The organism is Pectobacterium parvum (genome assembly GCF_020971565.1).
Lineage (GTDB): Bacteria > Pseudomonadota > Gammaproteobacteria > Enterobacterales > Enterobacteriaceae > Pectobacterium > Pectobacterium polare.
In genome coordinates this window covers 4,446,222-4,463,575 of the sequence record NZ_CP087392.1, presented here as the reverse complement: position 1 = coordinate 4,463,575, position 17,354 = coordinate 4,446,222, and the positions used below count along the sequence as shown (strand labels likewise).

Genomic DNA, 17,354 nt, shown 5'->3' with positions numbered 1-17,354 from the left:
TATTTATCTGAACATACTACAAGAATCATTCTGGAAAGCCGTGTTGCCAGTAGAAACCTATTCGGTTGGGTAAGGGGTACTTCCTTTATCCAACTAGGATAGCTAATGACTGGTTCACCCATTTCGCCCAAGCACCTTGTTATAGCTGCTTATTTTAAATTTAACGCTAGGGTCTAAGGCGAAATAAATATCTAATATAATTAGCAGGAGCTACCTTGAATTTTATTTATTACTTTTTAGCGGTAAGCGTAGGTATTGCTATAGCGACTCAATCGGCTGTCAATAATCAACTGAAATCTATACTGGGTGGTAGTACGATGCTTGCCTCGTTAGTTTCATTTATTGTTGGTATGCTATGTCTGTTCTTTCTATGCGCGGCATCGGGAGAACGTTTGAATCAGTTGATTCAATTACGCCATAGCAACATAGGGTTACTATCAGGAGGGGTTTTGGGCGCATTTTTTGTTTTTGGTACGACATTCCTTGCCCCCAGATTGGGTATTGCTGCCATGATTTCTATTGTCATTTTTGGACAGATATTGATGTCTTTATTGCTGGATAAATTTGGGCTTCTCGGACTACCTATAAGAGATATTTCGCCAATGCGGCTCATTGGCGTATTATTAGTTTTATCTGGAGTATTGTGTGTTAATTTAAAAACTAGTTGATTTATATCCGTCATACTTCAAGCTGCTTGTGCGTTGGCTGCGTTCAAATCTGCTCCTGGCAGATTTGTCACCCGAACCACTTATCTGAGTAAGTTCCCGGAGACTCGCGCGGTTGCCGCGTTACAAGGCCATACGGCCTTGTCCTAAAGGACCAACGCAGGGCGTTGTTCAAAACGCTCACGTTTTGTCACGCAACTCGAATTATTTTGGGTATATAAAGGGTTATAATAAGCTTTGGATGTTAATGAATAATATTGTTAGCAGAATAATAATCACTATGAAATAAGGTCTAATATGCGTGCAGCTGTTTTCTGCGGTTCCAGTCATGGAACCGATCCTGAGTACATAAGAAAAACTGAAAGTCTGGCTTTAGCAATGGCGCGGGAAAAGGTTGACTTGGTTTATGGTGGTGGGCGGGTTGGACTGATGGGAACACTCGCCGACGCAGCGATATCTTCAGGTGTTCATGTTATCGGTGTCATGCCTCAATCCTTAGTTGATCATGAGCTGGCTCACCGTGAAGTGCATGAACTCAAAGTCGTTAAAGATATGCATGCTAGAAAATCACTAATGGCAGATCATGCTGATATTTTTATCGCTTTACCTGGGGGGGCGGGCACATTAGAGGAGATTTTTGAGGTCTGGACATGGGCGCAACTTGGCTTGCACAATAAACCCTGTGCCTTTCTAAATATAAACGGCTATTACGATGAATTGTTAGCCTTCATCGATAAGATGATCAGCAAGGGTTTCATGAAGCAGGAATACTCCGAGATGCTGATTGTTTCACATGATCCCGAAGATCTTCTTCAGAAAACGTTATCCTATATCCCGCCAAAGCCGAAATGGCAGCGCTAGTTGGTATATTCGCCTATGAAAGTCACGCTTGAGGAGCTTCGGGCTTTTGTGGTGGTGATCGACTCCGGTTCGATCTCGGCGGCGGGGGAACAGCTTGGGCAAACCACATCCAGTATTCGCTGGGAGCCATTTGGCCTCGGCATTTATTCAGTGTGTCATTGTGCCGCTGGTGCTGGGGGGCGTCGCCGTTATAGTAATACTTACAACGTGCTCATTATGGGAATACTGAACCGGATAGCCAAGCTCTGTTCGACATAAGCCACGATATTGCGGGTACAATGCAACAGATACAGGGATAAGTGACTGATTAGGCTTTCTGTTTGACTGGCACAGAGCCATTGAGTTTGCGGGAGTTGGCGTAATTGTGGATATGCTGGTTTATCTAAATAGCTTTGCATAATATAGCTACACTTGTTGAAGGAGGCACACCGCCAGCTCTGGCCTCGTCAGATGAGAAGTGAAGCATCAATGCGCGAAGTTATTTAGGTAATATCCATTATTAAAATAATTAATAGATAGCTTTCAACTCTGTTATTTTTGGTTAATAAATAGTATTGGTGTCGAAGGTTTTTCTTGTTAAATAGGTCAGGAATATCAGCAGAGTGTTAAATATTTTCTATCTTGTGATATATTTATTTTTCTTTCCGATTAATTTATCTTTCTCTTTCCTTGTCGTGTTACGAGGCTCATAAATGAGCCTATTCTTGAATGGCCAATGCTCTGCGTTGTTCAAAATGCTAATGTTTTGTCTTGAAGTTATAATTATCTAGGGCATCAACATATATTGCCAAATGGCACTTGTTTTTTGATGTATAACCTTGAGGCATTGAGCCTATCTCCGTAATTTTCTGTTAAAATTTTCCTCTGGTAAAATATCTCCTCTCAGTTTCTTTCTGTAGCTTGTTATTTCTTACTCAGAATCGTTTCTTGATAGTTTACCACCTTGAAATATGAAAAAATCTCAATTTATAGCAATCTTTTTACATGGTCATAATAAATAAATGTCAGTAGATTCTATTAGATATGATTCTTCGGTATCGATATGTGGCATACGACAGGAACGTGCGAAATTAAGCAAAATTAACAGTAATTTATTGAAAGAATCATCATGTATTATAAATCGTTCAGTCAAGATATATAACTATATTGACGCGCAAAAAAATCATATCAAAAACAATAAGTTATTAATTGAAAATCTTCAGTCAGTCTCAGAAAAACATGGTGATAATGCCACTGTGCGCCTGAAAAATGATCGTTTCAAATACGGTCAGGCGAGTAATTTTTTAAAAAATATGCTTCATGGTGGCCGTTATCAGGCTGAGCGTGAGGCCGCAGTCAAAAGTATCAATTCTAAAGGGAGTACAGTATCTGCTGGAGAGATGATAAAAACGCTACAGACAAGAATTGATAGCGCCTCAAGTGAGATTCATGGGCTAGAAATAGAGACTGGCGAGTATGAGAAGAAAATTGTTAGCATTGAAGCGGAAATATATGCTGTAGCGCGAGAGATAGACAAGCTTGTTAAAATTGAAATCGATGCGAAAAAGGCTGATGAAAAAAGCCTCAAAGCTCGACAAAATTTTTCCATGATCTATCAAAGCTGCGCGGGATGCAAAGCGATCAACGCTGAGGCTCGCTATCAATTTGGCAACACTCCCTCTGGGGGGAAAGTGTGCGGAAGTGCAGTTGTTGAAGAGTACCGCAGGATTCATGGTTATGAGATTTTTAGCAGTGGCAATAAAGCGCTTAAATCGGTTATCAAGGTAAATTGTAGCGAGTTGAGCGAACTGGTGAAAACGGGTGCTAAAGAATGGTATACCCCGACACAAAAAAATATAACAACTTACCGTGGGCAAGGAATGACACAGAGCGGTATTAACGCGTTAATTTCACGATTTAATACCGATAAACGTAACAAAACTGAAACCGTGTATAACCTTGGGCAATTCCTCTCCACATCCAGAGATATAAGTGTTGCCAGCCATTTTGCAAACTGCAGCAAGGATGATGTAAAAGTCATATTCAAGGTGCAAGGTAATAGCAGCAAAGGGTTATGCCTCCCTGGTGGTCTGGCATTTGATAATTATGAGGGAGAAAGACTGTATTCCCCGCTGGCGCATTTCAAGGTTACAGCCGTATCCAGCAAGACATTATCAAATACTTACGATGTCACGTTAGAGGAAGTCACGAAGGTTGACAGAGCGTTACCCCTGCCCTATTAACTGCACAACATGATATGTACTCGAGATAATTCGAGTATCAGGAAGGCCAAGTATTATTGAGCAGCGCATCAGTCTTCCCATCATCCACGACAAGTTGCTGTTCCAGTCGCGTGAGGCACCGATCATCATCGGTGATTAAGATGACTCCTGCACCGACCTTTTTGTTTGGATAAATATTCTCAACAAAAGGGAGGCTTCAGCAAATTCCATATCGCAATCACTCAGGCAGGAAAGGCGTAGCATACATTCTTGCCTGAATGGTGCATCGCCTTTTTCATTGAATAGTGAGTGATACGGATTAGAAATCCACGTTCACGCCCAACTGGAAGGAACGGCCAGGTTGCACGGAGAGGGCGCGGTCGTACTGCCCTTGCCGATCGTTGGTTTCAATCTGACGGCTGCTGAGATAATCCCAATACTTACGGTCAGTCAGGTTATACACGCCACCGTTGACTTTCACGTTCTTGCTAATGCGATAGTAGGCAGTCAGGTCAACCATGCCATAGCCGGGAATCCGCATATATTCGGTATTCGAGGTGGCGACCGCGTTGCCAGCATTGGTATAGCTTTCGCGGCTGGTATCCTTCGCCTGTTTCCCTTTCTGGAAGGTCGACGTCAGAGCAGCACCGTAGCGCTGAGCAGGATCGTCGTAGGCGATACCTATCACGGCTTTCATTGGCGCGACGCTGTCGAGATCGACATAGCGGTCGCCGAGGTAGCGCGATTGCGATTGGCCCTTGGTGTAGCCAAACGCCAGCGTGGTGCTGAGCCCATCGACCGCTGGGAACCAGGTGCCTAGCTGTATTTTGCTGCTGATTTCGCCGCCGTAGATATAAGCCTTATCGCGGTTTTCTGCCTGATATATCGTACTGATATTACTTGGAACATTGGTAAATTTATCGGGGTTAGCACTACGGCGGTAGCGGGTATTGGCGATAAAGTTCTTATACGTGTTGTAGAACAGCGCCGTGCGGAAGGTGATCCCCTCCGTCGCTTCTCCTTTTAATCCCCACTCTACGTTGTTGCTGGTTTCCGTTTTGAGGTCGCTATTGCCGATAAAGGCATACTGGAACGGCCCCGCAAAGTTGGAATCCAGGTTGGTGCTGCCATAAAGCTGGCTGGCATCCGGGAACTGTGCGCCACGGCGGTACTGCACATAGGTCGTCAGCGTCGGCGTGATGTCGTAAAGGAAGCTCAGAGACGGCAGAACTTGCGTATCACTGTTGGCTTTGCCGTACAGTCTGTTGACATCGGATTCACTGATGACACTGCCGTCACCGCTCAGGCGAGCCGTATTAGCCGGTTTGGTACGCTGATGGATGGCGCGCACGGCAGGGACAACCGAGAAGGCGTGCCCCGCCAGATCCCACGTAGCGGTATCCTGCACAAAGCCTCCAACGGTATAGCTGTTGCTGTCGGCTTCTGGCTGCATGATGTTGTTGGCACCCGTTTGATTAGGCGACTGCCTGAACGGACGCTCTGTTTTGCTTTGGCTGGCGTTAAGGCCCCAGCTGAACTCGTGGCGATCCCAGCTTTTCACCATATGGGTATCGAATCCATAGGTGGTGACATTGTAATCGGAATAGACCCGGTGGCTATCTGCCGCTGCCATCCCTGTGGTTGCGGGCAGCCAGGTATTGTCGTGTGATTCGCTGTTTTGGAAGTAAATGCGGCTATCAACCAAATCGACCAACGTGTTGTTAACGGGCCTCCAGCGATCTTTCAGGCTGGCGGTCCAACGGCGTGTCTGGCTGCTTTGTTGCGCCGTGCCGTAAATGGTGTTGTTGCCGCTTGGCAGACTACCCCAATAGTCATAATGGGTGTGGTTGGTTTTATGGTAATAATCCAGCGTACCGGTGAGCTGATGCTCGTCGTTAGCCTGCCAAATGCCGGACGCTAAAATAGCGTTAGAGTGCCAGTTGGCGGGGTAAGCGGCGATCTCGTCGCTGTTATTACGCGTTTGCTGGCCGTCACGGCGGCTAAATACGACCACACCGCGCAGGTCGTCATCACCGCCTGCTGCCGTGATGCCATTGTGCCAACCGTGGTTGGCGGAGTCGTAGTCGCTCTGAAAACCGAAGTAGTCCTGCTTGCCTGCTTTCAGGTAGTCATCGGCAGATTTGGGGCGAAAGGAGACGCTGCCTCCGAGTGCGTTGACCGTATTTTCTGCGGAGGTAACGCCCGACTCAATATCGACGCTGCTGTAGATATAAGGGTCGATATAGTCGCGTCCCATCCCGAAGGTATTGAATCCGGCACGGCTGGCGTAGCTGCGGCCCGTGGCATTGGGCAGGGCGATACCATCGGTATCGATCGCGACACGGTTGCTTTCAATGCCGCGAATGTTGTAGCCCGTGTAACCGCCGCGGTCGAAGCCGCTTTTCCCTGTATTACTGCCGCCGCTGGACCCGGTTGCGCTCACCAGAGGTTGATAACGCATGATCGTGCCGAAATTGTTGCCACCTTCTCTTTGCATATCTGCGGCAGTCAGCGTTGTACTTGAACCGGCTTTTTTCTCGATTTTTGGCGAGTGAACCGTCATCACATCGTCAGTCTGTCCCGTTTTCGCCGCCGAATCGTCTTGGTTCTTCACGTTGAGTGCGTTGTTGCCTGTGGTGCTATCCGCTGCCATGCTGTTCAGCGCGACGCCAGTCAAGATGCCGGTGAGAAGAATTTTATTTAAATTATTGTTAATTAACATAATGATACTCTGCTATAAGGTTGTTCTGGCCAGCGGCGTTGGGGAAACATGGCGTGCTGGTCGCTAACGTCTGCAAGGGAAATGCAAAACGGCAAATAACATTAACTATCATGTGGTAATGATAATTATTATCAATATGCTAAGCATTATCATCTGATGTTGCAACGATGATGAATAATTCTTAATGAAACGGTATGTTTGCTATCAAAGCGGAAGCGACGGACTATGCATTAATGAGGCGTAATGACATTACCGACTTACGAAACTGACTGCTCTGAGGGTTGATAGGGTATTTATATAGATGAAAATCTCTGCACTTAGGTCGAAGGCTCGGCGTAACACGCTTGAGGTTGAGCATATTCTTGCCGCAGCAAAAGCGCGTTTGCCAGGGTTACGCGATGAACTTAATCGGCTGTCCGATGAATTTGGCTGGTCTCACTCACCCTATTTGCCCGACGGCACACATGTTGTTCCGTTAGCGAAATGGGCTGAAATTGCAGGCGCTTATGCAGAAGAAGGAACTGACGCTCTCGGCGTCTTGGCGGCCGAACCTGACAATGCCGCGTATGTGATTGGCCTGCTTGAAGAGCTTCGATCACACGCGGCGGTGAATGCATTGATGGCTTTCTTTGCTGGCGTCATGCAGGCACCTGAGTTAGCGCCCGAAACGGCATGGCGTCTTACTTCTACCTTTAACTTACTCCTGAGCATCAAAGACGGCATTGCGGCGACGGACGAGCAGGCCGCGGCGGTGCGCGCTTTCCTGATGCGGCTGTTACCGCTGGCAACGTCGGAACACCAGACCTTCCTGATATTCTGTGCGCTCCGTGGCGTTGGCGATTCATCGTCTCTGGAACGGTTGTCAAACCATCGCGATCTGGTTTCACCGTATGAAACGATAAGGACGAGTACAATACGCGCTATTCGTCATCGGCTGAAAAATCAACGCTGACTTTATTCTTTTACCACAATGACGAGATGACTAACGATGTCGATTGAAATCCCCGAATCCGTTCTTCCACTGTTTCACGCGGCAGGCTGGCCGCGTACTGAAGCGCAATCAGTTCCGCCGTTTGTGCCTGAGCATCATCCGGCCTCTGCCATCCTGCTCGCGTTCAGCGGGCTGACGGTGGGGGAGTGCGATGCAGGAGAAGAGTGTGCCACCAGCGATATCGCTTTTGGCGGCAAGGAAGGTTTGCAGCAGGATGAAACGCTGCTGGAATGGCAACGTATTCTGGACACAACGTTGATTCTTGTCGGCGAAACCCATCATGCGCACGGTGCTCTGCTGATGGATAACGTGGGAGTCTGCTACGGCATGAGCTTTGTAGATGATTCATTCTGGTTTGAAGGCGCGTCTTTCGGTGTCGCCGTTGAACGTATTCTGCTTGGCCGCAGGGGGAAAGAGATGCGGCGGCCAGACTAGCCGTCAATTTCCATCTATGGTGAAACGATTACCGCCGATCATCCGAGCGTTCATCGCTACCGCTAACGACTTTCTCCGGCAGCTGTCGGATTCACACCGATCATCGTCCGGTGTGATGATTTTCTGAGACGACAGCGTTCCCTGTAGCGTGATTGGCTGAGAATGGTTCCCTGTGACATCACCTCATCAGATAAGGTACTATTCCCGCCAAACATACCGCCGCTATGGCGTGCCGGAAAGCGTAACCATCGCGCCGCGATGTGAGGGAAGTGAGATAAATGAGTGAGATGACTCATGACGGCGCAGAAAGCCTTGCGCTGCGCACGTTTACCGAAAATGCATACCTAAATTATTCCATGTACGTCATCATGGACAGGGCATTGCCGTTCATTGGCGATGGCCTGAAGCCTGTGCAGCGTCGCATCGTGTATGCGATGTCCGAGCTGGGATTGAATGCCAGCGCCAAGTTTAAAAAATCTGCCCGTACCGTGGGTGACGTGCTGGGTAAATACCACCCGCATGGCGACAGCGCCTGCTATGAAGCGATGGTGCTGATGGCGCAGCCGTTCTCTTATCGCTATCCGCTGGTGGATGGTCAGGGGAACTGGGGTGCGCCGGACGATCCGAAATCCTTCGCCGCCATGCGTTATACCGAATCGCGGCTGTCTAAATATGCGGAACTGCTGCTGTCCGAACTCGGGCAGGGCACGGTCGATTACACCCCGAACTTTGACGGCACGATGCAAGAGCCGAAGATGCTGCCTGCGCGTCTGCCGAACATTCTGCTGAACGGCACCACCGGGATCGCCGTCGGCATGGCCACGGACATACCGCCGCACAACGTGCGTGAAGTCGCTGCCGCCGCCGTGATGCTGCTGGAAAACCCGAAGGCCTCGCTGGAAGAGTTATTGCAGCATGTTCAAGGGCCGGATTTCCCGACGGAAGCTGAAATCATCACGCCACGCGATGAAGTGCGCAAACTCTACCAGAATGGTCGTGGTTCCGTGCGTATGCGCGCGGTGTGGAAGAAAGAAGACGGTGATGTCGTGATTACCGCGCTGCCACATCAGGTTTCTGGTGCCAAAGTGCTGGAGCAGATTGCTAGCCAGATGCGTGCGAAGAAGCTGCCGATGGTCGAAGACCTGCGTGATGAATCCGATCACGAGAATCCAACCCGTTTGGTGCTGGTGCCGCGCTCGAACCGGATCGATATGGATCAGGTGATGAACCACCTGTTCGCCACGACCGATCTGGAAAAAAGCTATCGCGTTAACATGAACATGATCGGTCTGGATGGTCGTCCTAGCGTGAAAGGGCTGGCCGAGATCCTGAGCGAATGGCTGGTCTTCCGTCGCGACACCGTGTGTCGTCGCCTGAACTACCGTCTGGAAAAAGTGCTCAAGCGCCTGCATATCCTTGAAGGCTTGCTGGTTGCGTTCCTGAATATTGATGAAGTCATTCATATCATCCGTACGGAAGATGAGCCGAAGCCCGTTCTAATGCGTCAGTTCAGCCTGAGTGAAACACAGGCCGAAGCGATCCTTGAGCTGAAATTACGTCATTTGGCCAAGCTGGAAGAGGTGAAAATTCGTGGTGAGCAGGGCGATCTGGCAAAAGAGCGCGATCAGCTTCAAGCACTGTTGGCGTCAGACCGTAAGCTCAGCAACCTGATTAAGAAAGAAATTCAGTCCGATGCGCAAGCCTATGGTGACGATCGTCGTTCGCCGCTGCGTGAGCGTGGCGAAGCGAAAGCGATGAGCGAGCACGACTTTGTGCCGTCCGAACCGGTTACCATTGTGCTGTCAGAAATGGGCTGGGTACGCAGCGCGAAAGGGCATGACATCGATCCTGCCGGACTGAGTTATAAAGCGGGCGATAGCTTCCGCGCCGCCGCGAAAGGCAAGAGCAATCAGCCCGTGGTGTTCATTGACTCCACCGGCCGCAGCTATGCGCTGGATCCGATCACGCTGCCTTCTGCACGCGGTCAGGGTGAGCCGCTGACGGGCAAACTCACGCTGCCGCCGGGCGCGACGATTGAGCAGGTGCTGATGGCCGCAGACGATCAGCCGCTGCTGATGGCATCCGATGCGGGCTACGGCTTCGTGTGTACCTTCAACGATCTGGTCGCGCGTAACCGCGCGGGTAAAGCGATTATTACGCTGCCGGATAACGCGAAGGCGCTGGCACCAATCGAGATTAACGGCAACGACAACCTGCTGATGGCGATCACCGCCGCAGGCAGAATGCTGCTGTTCCCTGTCTCCGATCTGCCACAGCTGTCGAAAGGAAAAGGCAACAAGATCGTATCTATCTCCTCGGCTGATTTTGCGGAAGGCAAAGACCGTCTGACCTGGCTGTATCTGCTGCCACCACAGGCGTCAGTCACGCTGTACTTCGGTAAGCGTAAGCTGGTGCTGCGTCCAAACGAGCTTCAGAAGTATCAGGGCGAGCGTGGGCGGAAAGGCACGTTGCTGCGTGGGCTACAGCGCATCGACCGAATTGAGGTGGATGCACCGCAGCAAATTAGCACCGGCAGCAGCGAAGAATAACGCCTCCGTATTGTCTTGTGCATGTTGAGAAAGGCGGTGTCATACCGCCTTTCTTGAGTTTCCAGTTGCCATCCCGCCGCAAATTGAATCACCGTGTGTTTTAGCGCGGAATCGCTATACTAGCGGCGGCTGTCGGCTAATGAGGTTGCTATGTTATCCATTTTGCGTTTTTTTATTGTCATTATATTTTCGATTTTGATCTGTATTTTTGGCTTGTTTTACTGCCTGTTCAGCCCTCGAAATCCCCGCCATGTCGCGACCTTCGGCCATCTTTTTGGTCGCTTGTCCGTGGTGTTTGGCCTGAAAGTAGAAATGCGGATACCGGAAGAAGCTGCGCATTACGGCAACTGCATCTATATCGCGAATCATCAGAACAACTACGATATGGTCACGGTATCTAGCGCGGTTCAGCCCCGTACCGTTACCGTAGGCAAGAAAAGCCTGCTGTGGATCCCGTTCTTCGGGCCACTGTATTGGCTGACGGGTAACTTGCTGATTGACCGTGAAAACCGCGCTAAAGCGCATGGCACTATTGCCCAGGTTGTGAAGCATATTAAAGAACGCAACACGTCTATCTGGATGTTCCCCGAAGGTACGCGCAGCCGTGGACGCGGCCTGATGCCCTTCAAAACCGGTGCCTTTCATGCTGCGATTAGCGCAGACGTGCCGGTTGTGCCGATTTGCGTTTCTACAACCAGCAATAAGGTGAAGTTGAACCGCTGGAATAACGGACTCGTTATCGTAGAAATGTTGCCACCCATCGATACCAGCGCATATACCAAAGAGCAGGTTCGCGAGCTGGCTGCACATTGCCATGATGTGATGGCTGCCAAGATTGCGGAACTGGATGCGGAAGTCGCGGCGCGCGAAGCAGCAGACAAAAAATAAAATTATCCCATCGAGTTACTCGATTATTTCTTCCGATTGTCTATTCAAGAACGAATCGGAAGATAAACTTTGCTTACGGTTTATTGGATTTACGGAGTCATTATGTCACTCAGCCGACGTCAGTTTATTCAGGCATCGGGCATTGCGTTATGTGCGGGTATGACGCCACTGGCAGCCAAAGCCAGTGGGAATCCCGGCGCATTGCCGATACCGCCATTACTGGAGTCGCGCCGAGGCCAGCCTCTTTTTCTGACCATGCAGCGTGCCCATTGGGCATTCTCCGGTGACCGTAAGACCTCCATTTGGGGAATCAATGGCCGCTATTTAGGGCCGACGGTGCGAGTGTATGACGGCGACGACGTTAAGCTGATTTACAGTAACCGCCTGAATGAGCCTGTCGCGATGACGATCGGCGGGTTGCAGGTGCCGGGGCCGCTGATGGGTGGCGCGGCTCGTATTATTTCTCCAGGAAACGACTGGTCACCGGTGTTGCCCGTTCGTCAGCCCGCGGCGACCTGCTGGTATCATGCGAATACGCCGAACCGCATGGCCCCGCATATCTATAACGGGCTGGCTGGGCTATGGCTGGTGGAAGACAGCACCAGTAAATCCCTACCGCTTCCCAATCACTACGGTGTCGATGATTTCCCGTTGATTATTCAGGATAAACGACTGGATAACTTTGGTGTCCCTCTCTACAACCCGCCTTCTAACGGTGGATTTGTGGGCGACTCGCTGCTGGTCAACGGCGTGCAAAATCCCTTTGTTGAAGTGTCCCGTGGCTGGGTTCGCCTGAGATTGCTGAACGCGTCGAACTCCCGGCGTTACGTGATGCGACTGAGCGATGGGCGAGCGATGCATGTGATCGCCAGCGATCAAGGGTTGCTGCCGGCACCGATGGCGGTGAACCAGCTTTCTCTCGCGCCCGGCGAACGGCGCGAAATTCTGGTCGACATGTCGCAAGGCGAAGAAGTCACGCTGACGGCAGGTGAGTCGGCTGGGATTATGGATCGTCTGCGCGGGCTGTTTGAGCCTTCCAGCATCCTGATTTCGACTCAAATACTTACGCTGAAGCCGACGGGACTGTTGCCATTAGTCACGGATAACCTGCCGATGCGTTTGCTGGCTGACAACATCATTGAAGGCAGCATCAGCCGTACGCGCGAATTCCGTCTGGGTGACAGTCTGCCCGGCATCAACGGCGCGATGTGGGACATGACGCGTGCCGATGTACAAACCCAGCTTGGCCGCTGTGAGCGCTGGATTATCCACGCCGACACGGCGCAGGCTTTCCACATTCAGGGCGTCAAGTTTCTGGTGCGCAGCGCGAATGGTAGACCACCAGCGGTGGAAGACAGCGGCTGGAAAGATACGGTGTGGGTGGATAACGATGTCGAGCTGCTGGTTTATTTCACGCAGCCTTCCTCACTGGCGTTCCCTTTCCTGTATTACAGCCAGACGTTGGAACTGGCCGACCGCGGCTCGACGGGACAGCTCATCGTACAGTCTGCGATGTAAACCAACCTATACTGCCAGCTTCTCCGCGTGACCTCTCCGCCGTGACAAAGGTGACGGCTGCCCCGTCTGATGCGCCGCTCGCTCGTCAGACGGCAACGCTTCCGAGACTTATCTGTTTCTTAATGTGATCCACCTCTATTCAGACAAACCAAAATTAAAGATGCGAAGCCGTGCGGACGATACCTTATATATTGATGTTGCTATTAATTAAGGGTGAATTGCGTTTTGCGTTGCGTGCTGTTTCGGGTCTGATTCGTGCTAAAAGAACATTTTTTATTACAACAATGTCAGAGCCCGAACGTTTCGTTTCGCCATGAAATCAGGTTCACTTTCTGTTTTAACCTGTACGTAGCCAGAACGCTGCGTCACTAAAAGGGCTGCACTATGCGGGAATTACTGCTTTGGGTCAGAGATCAGCTGGCTGGAGCGCCGTCGGCGCCTCGCTACATGCAGCTCGCGTCGTTGCTTGAATCAGAAATCAGCCGTCGTAAGACGTTATCCGGCCAGTTCTTACCCGCCGAAAGACTGATTGCGCAGCAGTTGGGATTATCGCGCGTAACGGTTTCCCGTTCCCTGTCACTGCTGGAAGAAAAAGGGCTGATTGTGCGCCAGCAAGGGGTGGGAACCCGCGTGGCTCAACGGCTTAACTACGCGTTGAGCGCCGAGGATGAAGGGTTCACCGCGCTGATATTGAAACAAGGCGGCGTCGCTGGCAGCCTCTGGTTAGAAAAAGCAATACAGGTTCCCCCTGCTGCCATTGCCGCGAAAATGTCTCTGCCGGAAGGCGAGTCCGTCACCTATCTGCGACGCGTCCGGCTCAGCAATGGCGAACCCGTTTCGCTGGAAACCACCTGGATACCGCAAGAGTTCCTACCTGATCCCGAAGCGCTTGAGCAGTCTCTCTATCAGTATTGGATGACGCGTGGCATCACACCGGACAAAAAACGCTATCGTTTCAAAGCGATTGCCTGTACGGCAGAAATCGCTGCGCTTCTTGGTATTGCGGCGGAGGCTCCAGCGTTGTATTGCGAACTGCATGTGTATAACGAACGAGGTGAACTGCTGGAATACAGCGAAGCACATTGCCGTAGTGATGTGTATGAGATTCAGTTTGCTGATTAGATGAGAAGAAAAATGCCAGCCCGGTGCAGGCTGGCATCGAAGGTGGATTAGTCGTTTCTCGGTTCGTCAGGGTCTGATCCCAGACGTTTCCCGCAGTCCAGCTTGGCAATTTCACTGAGCTCGTCTTTATCCAGACGGAAATCAAACACCTCGAAGTTTTCCTTGATACGCGACGGCGTGACCGATTTAGGAATCACCACTAGCCCACTGTCCAGATGCCAGCGGATCACGATCTGTGCCGGCGTTTTGCCGTATTTTGTCGCCAATTTACGGATAATCGGATGGTCGAAGACGCCTTCGCCGCCCTGCGCCAGCGGGCTCCAGGATTCTGTCTGGATATGGTGGGTAGCATTCCAGGCGTGGAGCTGTCTTTGCTGAAGAAGAGGGTGTAGCTCGACCTGATCGATGACCGGCAATACGCCTGTTTCTTCTTTTAGCCGCTGTAAATGGTGAATATGGAAATTACTGACGCCGATACTTTTCGCCAGACCCTGTTCCTGGAGTTTGATGAGTCCGCGCCAGGCATCCACGAAGGTGTTCTGTTGCGGGAGTGGCCAGTGAATCAGATAGAGATCGATATAATCTAACCGAAGTTTTCTCAGGCTCTTTTCTAGTGCTTTTTGGGGATCGGTGTGATCGCCATTCCAGAGCTTAGTGGTGATGAACACCTCTTCACGCGGCAGGTTCGCGGAACTCAGTGCCTGACCAACGGCCTCCTCGTTCTTATAAATCGCGGCGGTATCGATCGCCCGATAACCGATGGACAATGCTTCAGTCACGGCGATCACCGTGTCCTCACTGCTTGCTCGCCAGACACCAAGGCCCAACTGGGGCATGATATTGCCGTCCGCCAGCTTAACTTTCGGTTGCGTCATCTCATTCTCCTTTTATATCCGTTAATCCATAAAAGTATCATAGGGTTAACTGGATGGGCGACCTGTTCATATCACGGGCATAGGGCCACGTGATCCCTCGCAGGAACAGGCATATGATTTCATTCTAGTAGAAAAATTCGTCGGCTATACATTGCATGATGATAAAGGGAGCCGATTGGCTCCCTTTAACAGACACAGCATTGAGGGTATATACTCGTCATACTTCAAGTTGCATGTGCGTTGGCTGCGTTCACTCACCCGAATCACTTACTTGAGTAAGCTCATCGGGATTCCCTCGCTTGCCGCCTTCCTGAAACTTGAATTATTTAGAGTATAGATATGATTTAAACGATAGCGTTTTCTCCTGTCACTCGAATGATTTGGGTCAGAGGCGCTTAACGTGCTGCCTCGTAAATCTTCTGGCTTTCTTCCAGCGTGATGTCGCGATGCTCGCCCAGCGCAGTCAGGCCGTGCTCGCTGAGTTTGGCAACCAGCGTCGGAATGGAACTGCCATCCAACTGATAGTCAGACAGGCGGGTCGGTACGCCCATTGTCTCGAAGAAGTCACGTGTAGCGGCAATCGCGCCGTCGATGCGCTGATCTTCGCTACCGTCACGCAGGTTCCAGACGCGCTCAGCGTATTGCAGCAGTTTGTCGCGCTTCTGGGCTTTTCTTGCCGTCAGCATGGCGGGCAGAACGATAGCCAGCGTCTGAGCATGGTCGAGGCCGTGCAGCGCCGTTAATTCGTGCCCCAGCATGTGGGTTGACCAGTCCTGCGGCACGCCTGCGCCAATCAGGCCGTTCAACGCCATGGTGGCGCTCCACATCACATTGGCTCTGACCTTGTAGTTCTCCGGTTCAGCCAGTGCGCGCGGGCCTTCTTCAACCAGCGTCAGCAGTAAACCTTCCGCAAAACGGTCCTGTACTTTGGCATCCACGGAATACGTCAGGTATTGCTCAACGGTGTGAACGAAGGCATCGACCACACCGTTCGCGATCTGGCGAGCGGGCAGGGTGTACGTCACGACCGGATCGAGCACGGCGAAAAGCGGCTGCGTGTGGCGTGAGCGGAAAGCGAGCTTATCGTTGGTCGATTTCCGAGTGATAACCGCGCCGTTGTTGGATTCCGAACCGGTCGCTGGCAGGGTGAGCACAGCCGCCATCGCAACGCCGCGATCGATTTCCGCGCCACCGGTTTGCAGAATATGCCACGGGTCTTGTGCTGCCTGATAGTCTGCGGCGGCAGCGATAAATTTCGTGCCATCAACCACAGAGCCACCGCCAACTGCCAGCAGGAAGTCAATCTTCTCCGCTCGGACAACCTCGACGGCTTTCATCAGCGTTTCGTAAGTCGGGTTCGGTTCAATGCCGGAAAACTCACGGACATTGCGGCCTTCTAAGGCGCGATAGACCTGATCCAGCACGCCATTGTGCTTCACGCTGCCGCCGCCGTAGGTGATGAGAATACGGGCATCGGCAGGAATTTCTTTGCCTAATTCAGCAATCTGGCCTTCGCCAAACAAAATCTTGGTAGGGGTATGGAGTGTGAAATTTAGCATAGGTTATTTGTCCAGTTTAAAGCCCTGTTGGAGGATCGCGGGTAAGACTTTCGGGAAATAAATGTGCTGATAGTAGCTGGCGGTGTTATCACCCCAGTTGTCGCCGTCTGTGCGGCTGGTTTGCTGCCAGTGTGCCACCAGCGTTTGGTTATATTGCTCAATCGCTGCAGGCAGAACGTCCTGGTGATAGGTTTCATCATGGCGGAAGGAATTCAGCGGCAGGCGCGGTTTCTGATGCGCGGGGGTGTCCACATAGCCGATGGCGACGCCTGCAACGGGGAACGTCAGTTCAGGCAGTTCCAGAAAGTCGATCATCGCCTGTGGTTCGCGACGAATACCGCCAATTGGGACGATGCCCAGCCCAAACGAGCGTGCGGCAGCCATCAGCGTGCCGAGCGCGACACCGACATCCGTTGTGCCAGAAATCAGGCTTTCGAGGCTTTCATGGGCGTGCTGCTGTTTGTCGCTCATGGCAATCCCGACCTGCGTTTTATGCATATCCAGCACCACGGTAATGAAGACCGGTGCCTGAGCAATCCACGGCTGGCCGCCAGCCAATTCGGCAATGCGTGCTTTGCGTTCCGGGTCGCGGGTGACGATAAGCGAGACCTGCTGAGAGTTCACGGACGTCGGTGCCAGATGTGCGGACTGAATAATGGCATCCAGCACATCATCGGGAATCGCTTTATCAAGATAGCTACGTTCACTGCGGTGTGAGGTGAACAGCTCAATCGTTTTATTCATGTCTTTTCCCGTGGGATGAGAGGATGGCGGTATGCTCAGTATTGTCATCAACCTACGTAAGACGTTCAATGCACATTTCTGTTTGGTTATTGCCTATTTCTCCAAAATATAGGAGAAAAGGGTGATAATAGTTCGCAGATATGTCATTTTGTTTCTTCTGTCAGGAGAGAAGCTTCGGACAGGAAAAGCGAACCCGTAGCGAGAGAACACTATTTTGACGCAAA

13 protein-coding genes and 1 pseudogene are annotated in these 17,354 nt (G+C 51.1%); 10 read left to right on the top strand and 4 right to left on the bottom strand.

Annotated elements, in window-relative coordinates:
- The first annotated feature begins 215 nt into the window (after positions 1-215).
- The 4 genes and pseudogenes from LOZ86_RS20105 (at position 216) to LOZ86_RS20090 (ending at position 3,748) form a co-directional block, all read left to right on the top strand.
- Positions 216-668 carry a DMT family transporter gene (locus LOZ86_RS20105; RefSeq protein WP_039482190.1) on the top strand — a complete coding sequence of 151 codons (453 nt, stop codon included), beginning with the start codon at positions 216-218 and terminating at the stop codon, positions 666-668.
- 294 nt (positions 669-962) lie between these two features.
- Positions 963-1,526, top strand: a complete 564-nt coding sequence (locus LOZ86_RS20100; protein ID WP_039482188.1) for an LOG family protein — start codon at positions 963-965, stop codon at positions 1,524-1,526.
- A 15-nt stretch (positions 1,527-1,541) separates the two neighbouring features.
- Positions 1,542-1,643 (top strand): annotated as a pseudogene (locus LOZ86_RS20095) (LysR family transcriptional regulator); the annotation flags it as partial.
- Positions 1,644-2,527: 884 nt separating this feature from the next.
- Positions 2,528-3,748: a hypothetical protein gene (locus tag LOZ86_RS20090; protein ID WP_161546691.1), complete on the top strand. Its 1,221-nt coding sequence runs from the start codon at positions 2,528-2,530 to the stop codon at positions 3,746-3,748.
- A gap of 298 nt (positions 3,749-4,046) precedes the next feature.
- On the opposite strand, the gene LOZ86_RS20085 is transcribed toward LOZ86_RS20090, so the two are convergent.
- The gene (locus LOZ86_RS20085; RefSeq protein ID WP_230242684.1) at positions 4,047-6,449 is read right to left on the bottom strand and encodes a TonB-dependent receptor domain-containing protein; all 2,403 of its coding nucleotides are present in this window, start codon (positions 6,447-6,449) and stop codon (positions 4,047-4,049) included.
- A gap of 301 nt (positions 6,450-6,750) precedes the next feature.
- Here LOZ86_RS20085 and LOZ86_RS20080 point away from each other — a divergent pair, with 301 nt between their 5' ends.
- The 6 genes from LOZ86_RS20080 (at position 6,751) to LOZ86_RS20055 (ending at position 13,952) form a co-directional block, all read left to right on the top strand.
- On the top strand, positions 6,751-7,401 hold the full coding sequence (locus tag LOZ86_RS20080; RefSeq protein WP_039482183.1) for a hypothetical protein: 651 nt from the start codon (positions 6,751-6,753) through the stop codon (positions 7,399-7,401).
- 36 nt (positions 7,402-7,437) lie between these two features.
- Positions 7,438-7,875 carry an SUKH-3 domain-containing protein gene (locus LOZ86_RS20075; RefSeq protein WP_039482180.1) on the top strand — a complete coding sequence of 146 codons (438 nt, stop codon included), beginning with the start codon at positions 7,438-7,440 and terminating at the stop codon, positions 7,873-7,875.
- A 278-nt stretch (positions 7,876-8,153) separates the two neighbouring features.
- A complete protein-coding gene (parC, locus tag LOZ86_RS20070) occupies positions 8,154-10,424 on the top strand; it encodes a DNA topoisomerase IV subunit A (RefSeq protein ID WP_161546688.1) in 2,271 nt (756 codons plus the stop codon).
- A gap of 150 nt (positions 10,425-10,574) precedes the next feature.
- A complete protein-coding gene (locus LOZ86_RS20065) occupies positions 10,575-11,312 on the top strand; it encodes a 1-acylglycerol-3-phosphate O-acyltransferase (protein WP_230242682.1) in 738 nt (245 codons plus the stop codon).
- A gap of 102 nt (positions 11,313-11,414) precedes the next feature.
- Positions 11,415-12,830: a cell division protein FtsP gene (ftsP, locus tag LOZ86_RS20060; protein WP_039482173.1), complete on the top strand. Its 1,416-nt coding sequence runs from the start codon at positions 11,415-11,417 to the stop codon at positions 12,828-12,830.
- Positions 12,831-13,214: 384 nt separating this feature from the next.
- On the top strand, positions 13,215-13,952 hold the full coding sequence (locus tag LOZ86_RS20055) for a GntR family transcriptional regulator (RefSeq protein WP_039482172.1): 738 nt from the start codon (positions 13,215-13,217) through the stop codon (positions 13,950-13,952).
- A gap of 47 nt (positions 13,953-13,999) precedes the next feature.
- Here the strand turns inward: LOZ86_RS20055 and dkgA are convergent, their stop codons facing one another.
- The 3 genes from dkgA to LOZ86_RS20040 all read right to left on the bottom strand — a co-directional run bounded on the left by dkgA (position 14,000) and on the right by LOZ86_RS20040 (position 17,130).
- Positions 14,000-14,827: a 2,5-didehydrogluconate reductase DkgA gene (gene dkgA / locus LOZ86_RS20050; RefSeq protein ID WP_039482169.1), complete on the bottom strand. Its 828-nt coding sequence runs from the start codon at positions 14,825-14,827 to the stop codon at positions 14,000-14,002.
- Positions 14,828-15,222: 395 nt separating this feature from the next.
- Positions 15,223-16,386 carry an alcohol dehydrogenase gene (gene yqhD / locus LOZ86_RS20045; RefSeq protein ID WP_039482167.1) on the bottom strand — a complete coding sequence of 388 codons (1,164 nt, stop codon included), beginning with the start codon at positions 16,384-16,386 and terminating at the stop codon, positions 15,223-15,225.
- 3 nt (positions 16,387-16,389) lie between these two features.
- Positions 16,390-17,130: an NADPH-dependent oxidoreductase gene (locus LOZ86_RS20040; protein ID WP_039482164.1), complete on the bottom strand. Its 741-nt coding sequence runs from the start codon at positions 17,128-17,130 to the stop codon at positions 16,390-16,392.
- Positions 17,131-17,354 lie beyond the last annotated feature (224 nt).

What these genes read in the sequence shown, in the direction of transcription:
- LOZ86_RS20100 (WP_039482188.1), top strand. Translation starts at nt 963, where the DNA reads ATGCGTGCAGCTGTTTTCTGCGGTTCCAGTCATGGAACCGATCCTGAG.
- LOZ86_RS20090 (WP_161546691.1), top strand. Translation starts at nt 2,528, where the DNA reads ATGTCAGTAGATTCTATTAGATATGATTCTTCGGTATCGATATGTGGC.
- LOZ86_RS20085 (WP_230242684.1), bottom strand. Translation starts at nt 6,449, where the DNA reads ATGTTAATTAACAATAATTTAAATAAAATTCTTCTCACCGGCATCTTG.
- LOZ86_RS20080 (WP_039482183.1), top strand. Translation starts at nt 6,751, where the DNA reads ATGAAAATCTCTGCACTTAGGTCGAAGGCTCGGCGTAACACGCTTGAG.
- LOZ86_RS20075 (WP_039482180.1), top strand. Translation starts at nt 7,438, where the DNA reads ATGTCGATTGAAATCCCCGAATCCGTTCTTCCACTGTTTCACGCGGCA.
- parC (WP_161546688.1), top strand. Translation starts at nt 8,154, where the DNA reads ATGAGTGAGATGACTCATGACGGCGCAGAAAGCCTTGCGCTGCGCACG.
- LOZ86_RS20065 (WP_230242682.1), top strand. Translation starts at nt 10,575, where the DNA reads ATGTTATCCATTTTGCGTTTTTTTATTGTCATTATATTTTCGATTTTG.
- ftsP (WP_039482173.1), top strand. Translation starts at nt 11,415, where the DNA reads ATGTCACTCAGCCGACGTCAGTTTATTCAGGCATCGGGCATTGCGTTA.
- LOZ86_RS20055 (WP_039482172.1), top strand. Translation starts at nt 13,215, where the DNA reads ATGCGGGAATTACTGCTTTGGGTCAGAGATCAGCTGGCTGGAGCGCCG.
- dkgA (WP_039482169.1), bottom strand. Translation starts at nt 14,827, where the DNA reads ATGACGCAACCGAAAGTTAAGCTGGCGGACGGCAATATCATGCCCCAG.
- yqhD (WP_039482167.1), bottom strand. Translation starts at nt 16,386, where the DNA reads ATGCTAAATTTCACACTCCATACCCCTACCAAGATTTTGTTTGGCGAA.
- LOZ86_RS20040 (WP_039482164.1), bottom strand. Translation starts at nt 17,130, where the DNA reads ATGAATAAAACGATTGAGCTGTTCACCTCACACCGCAGTGAACGTAGC.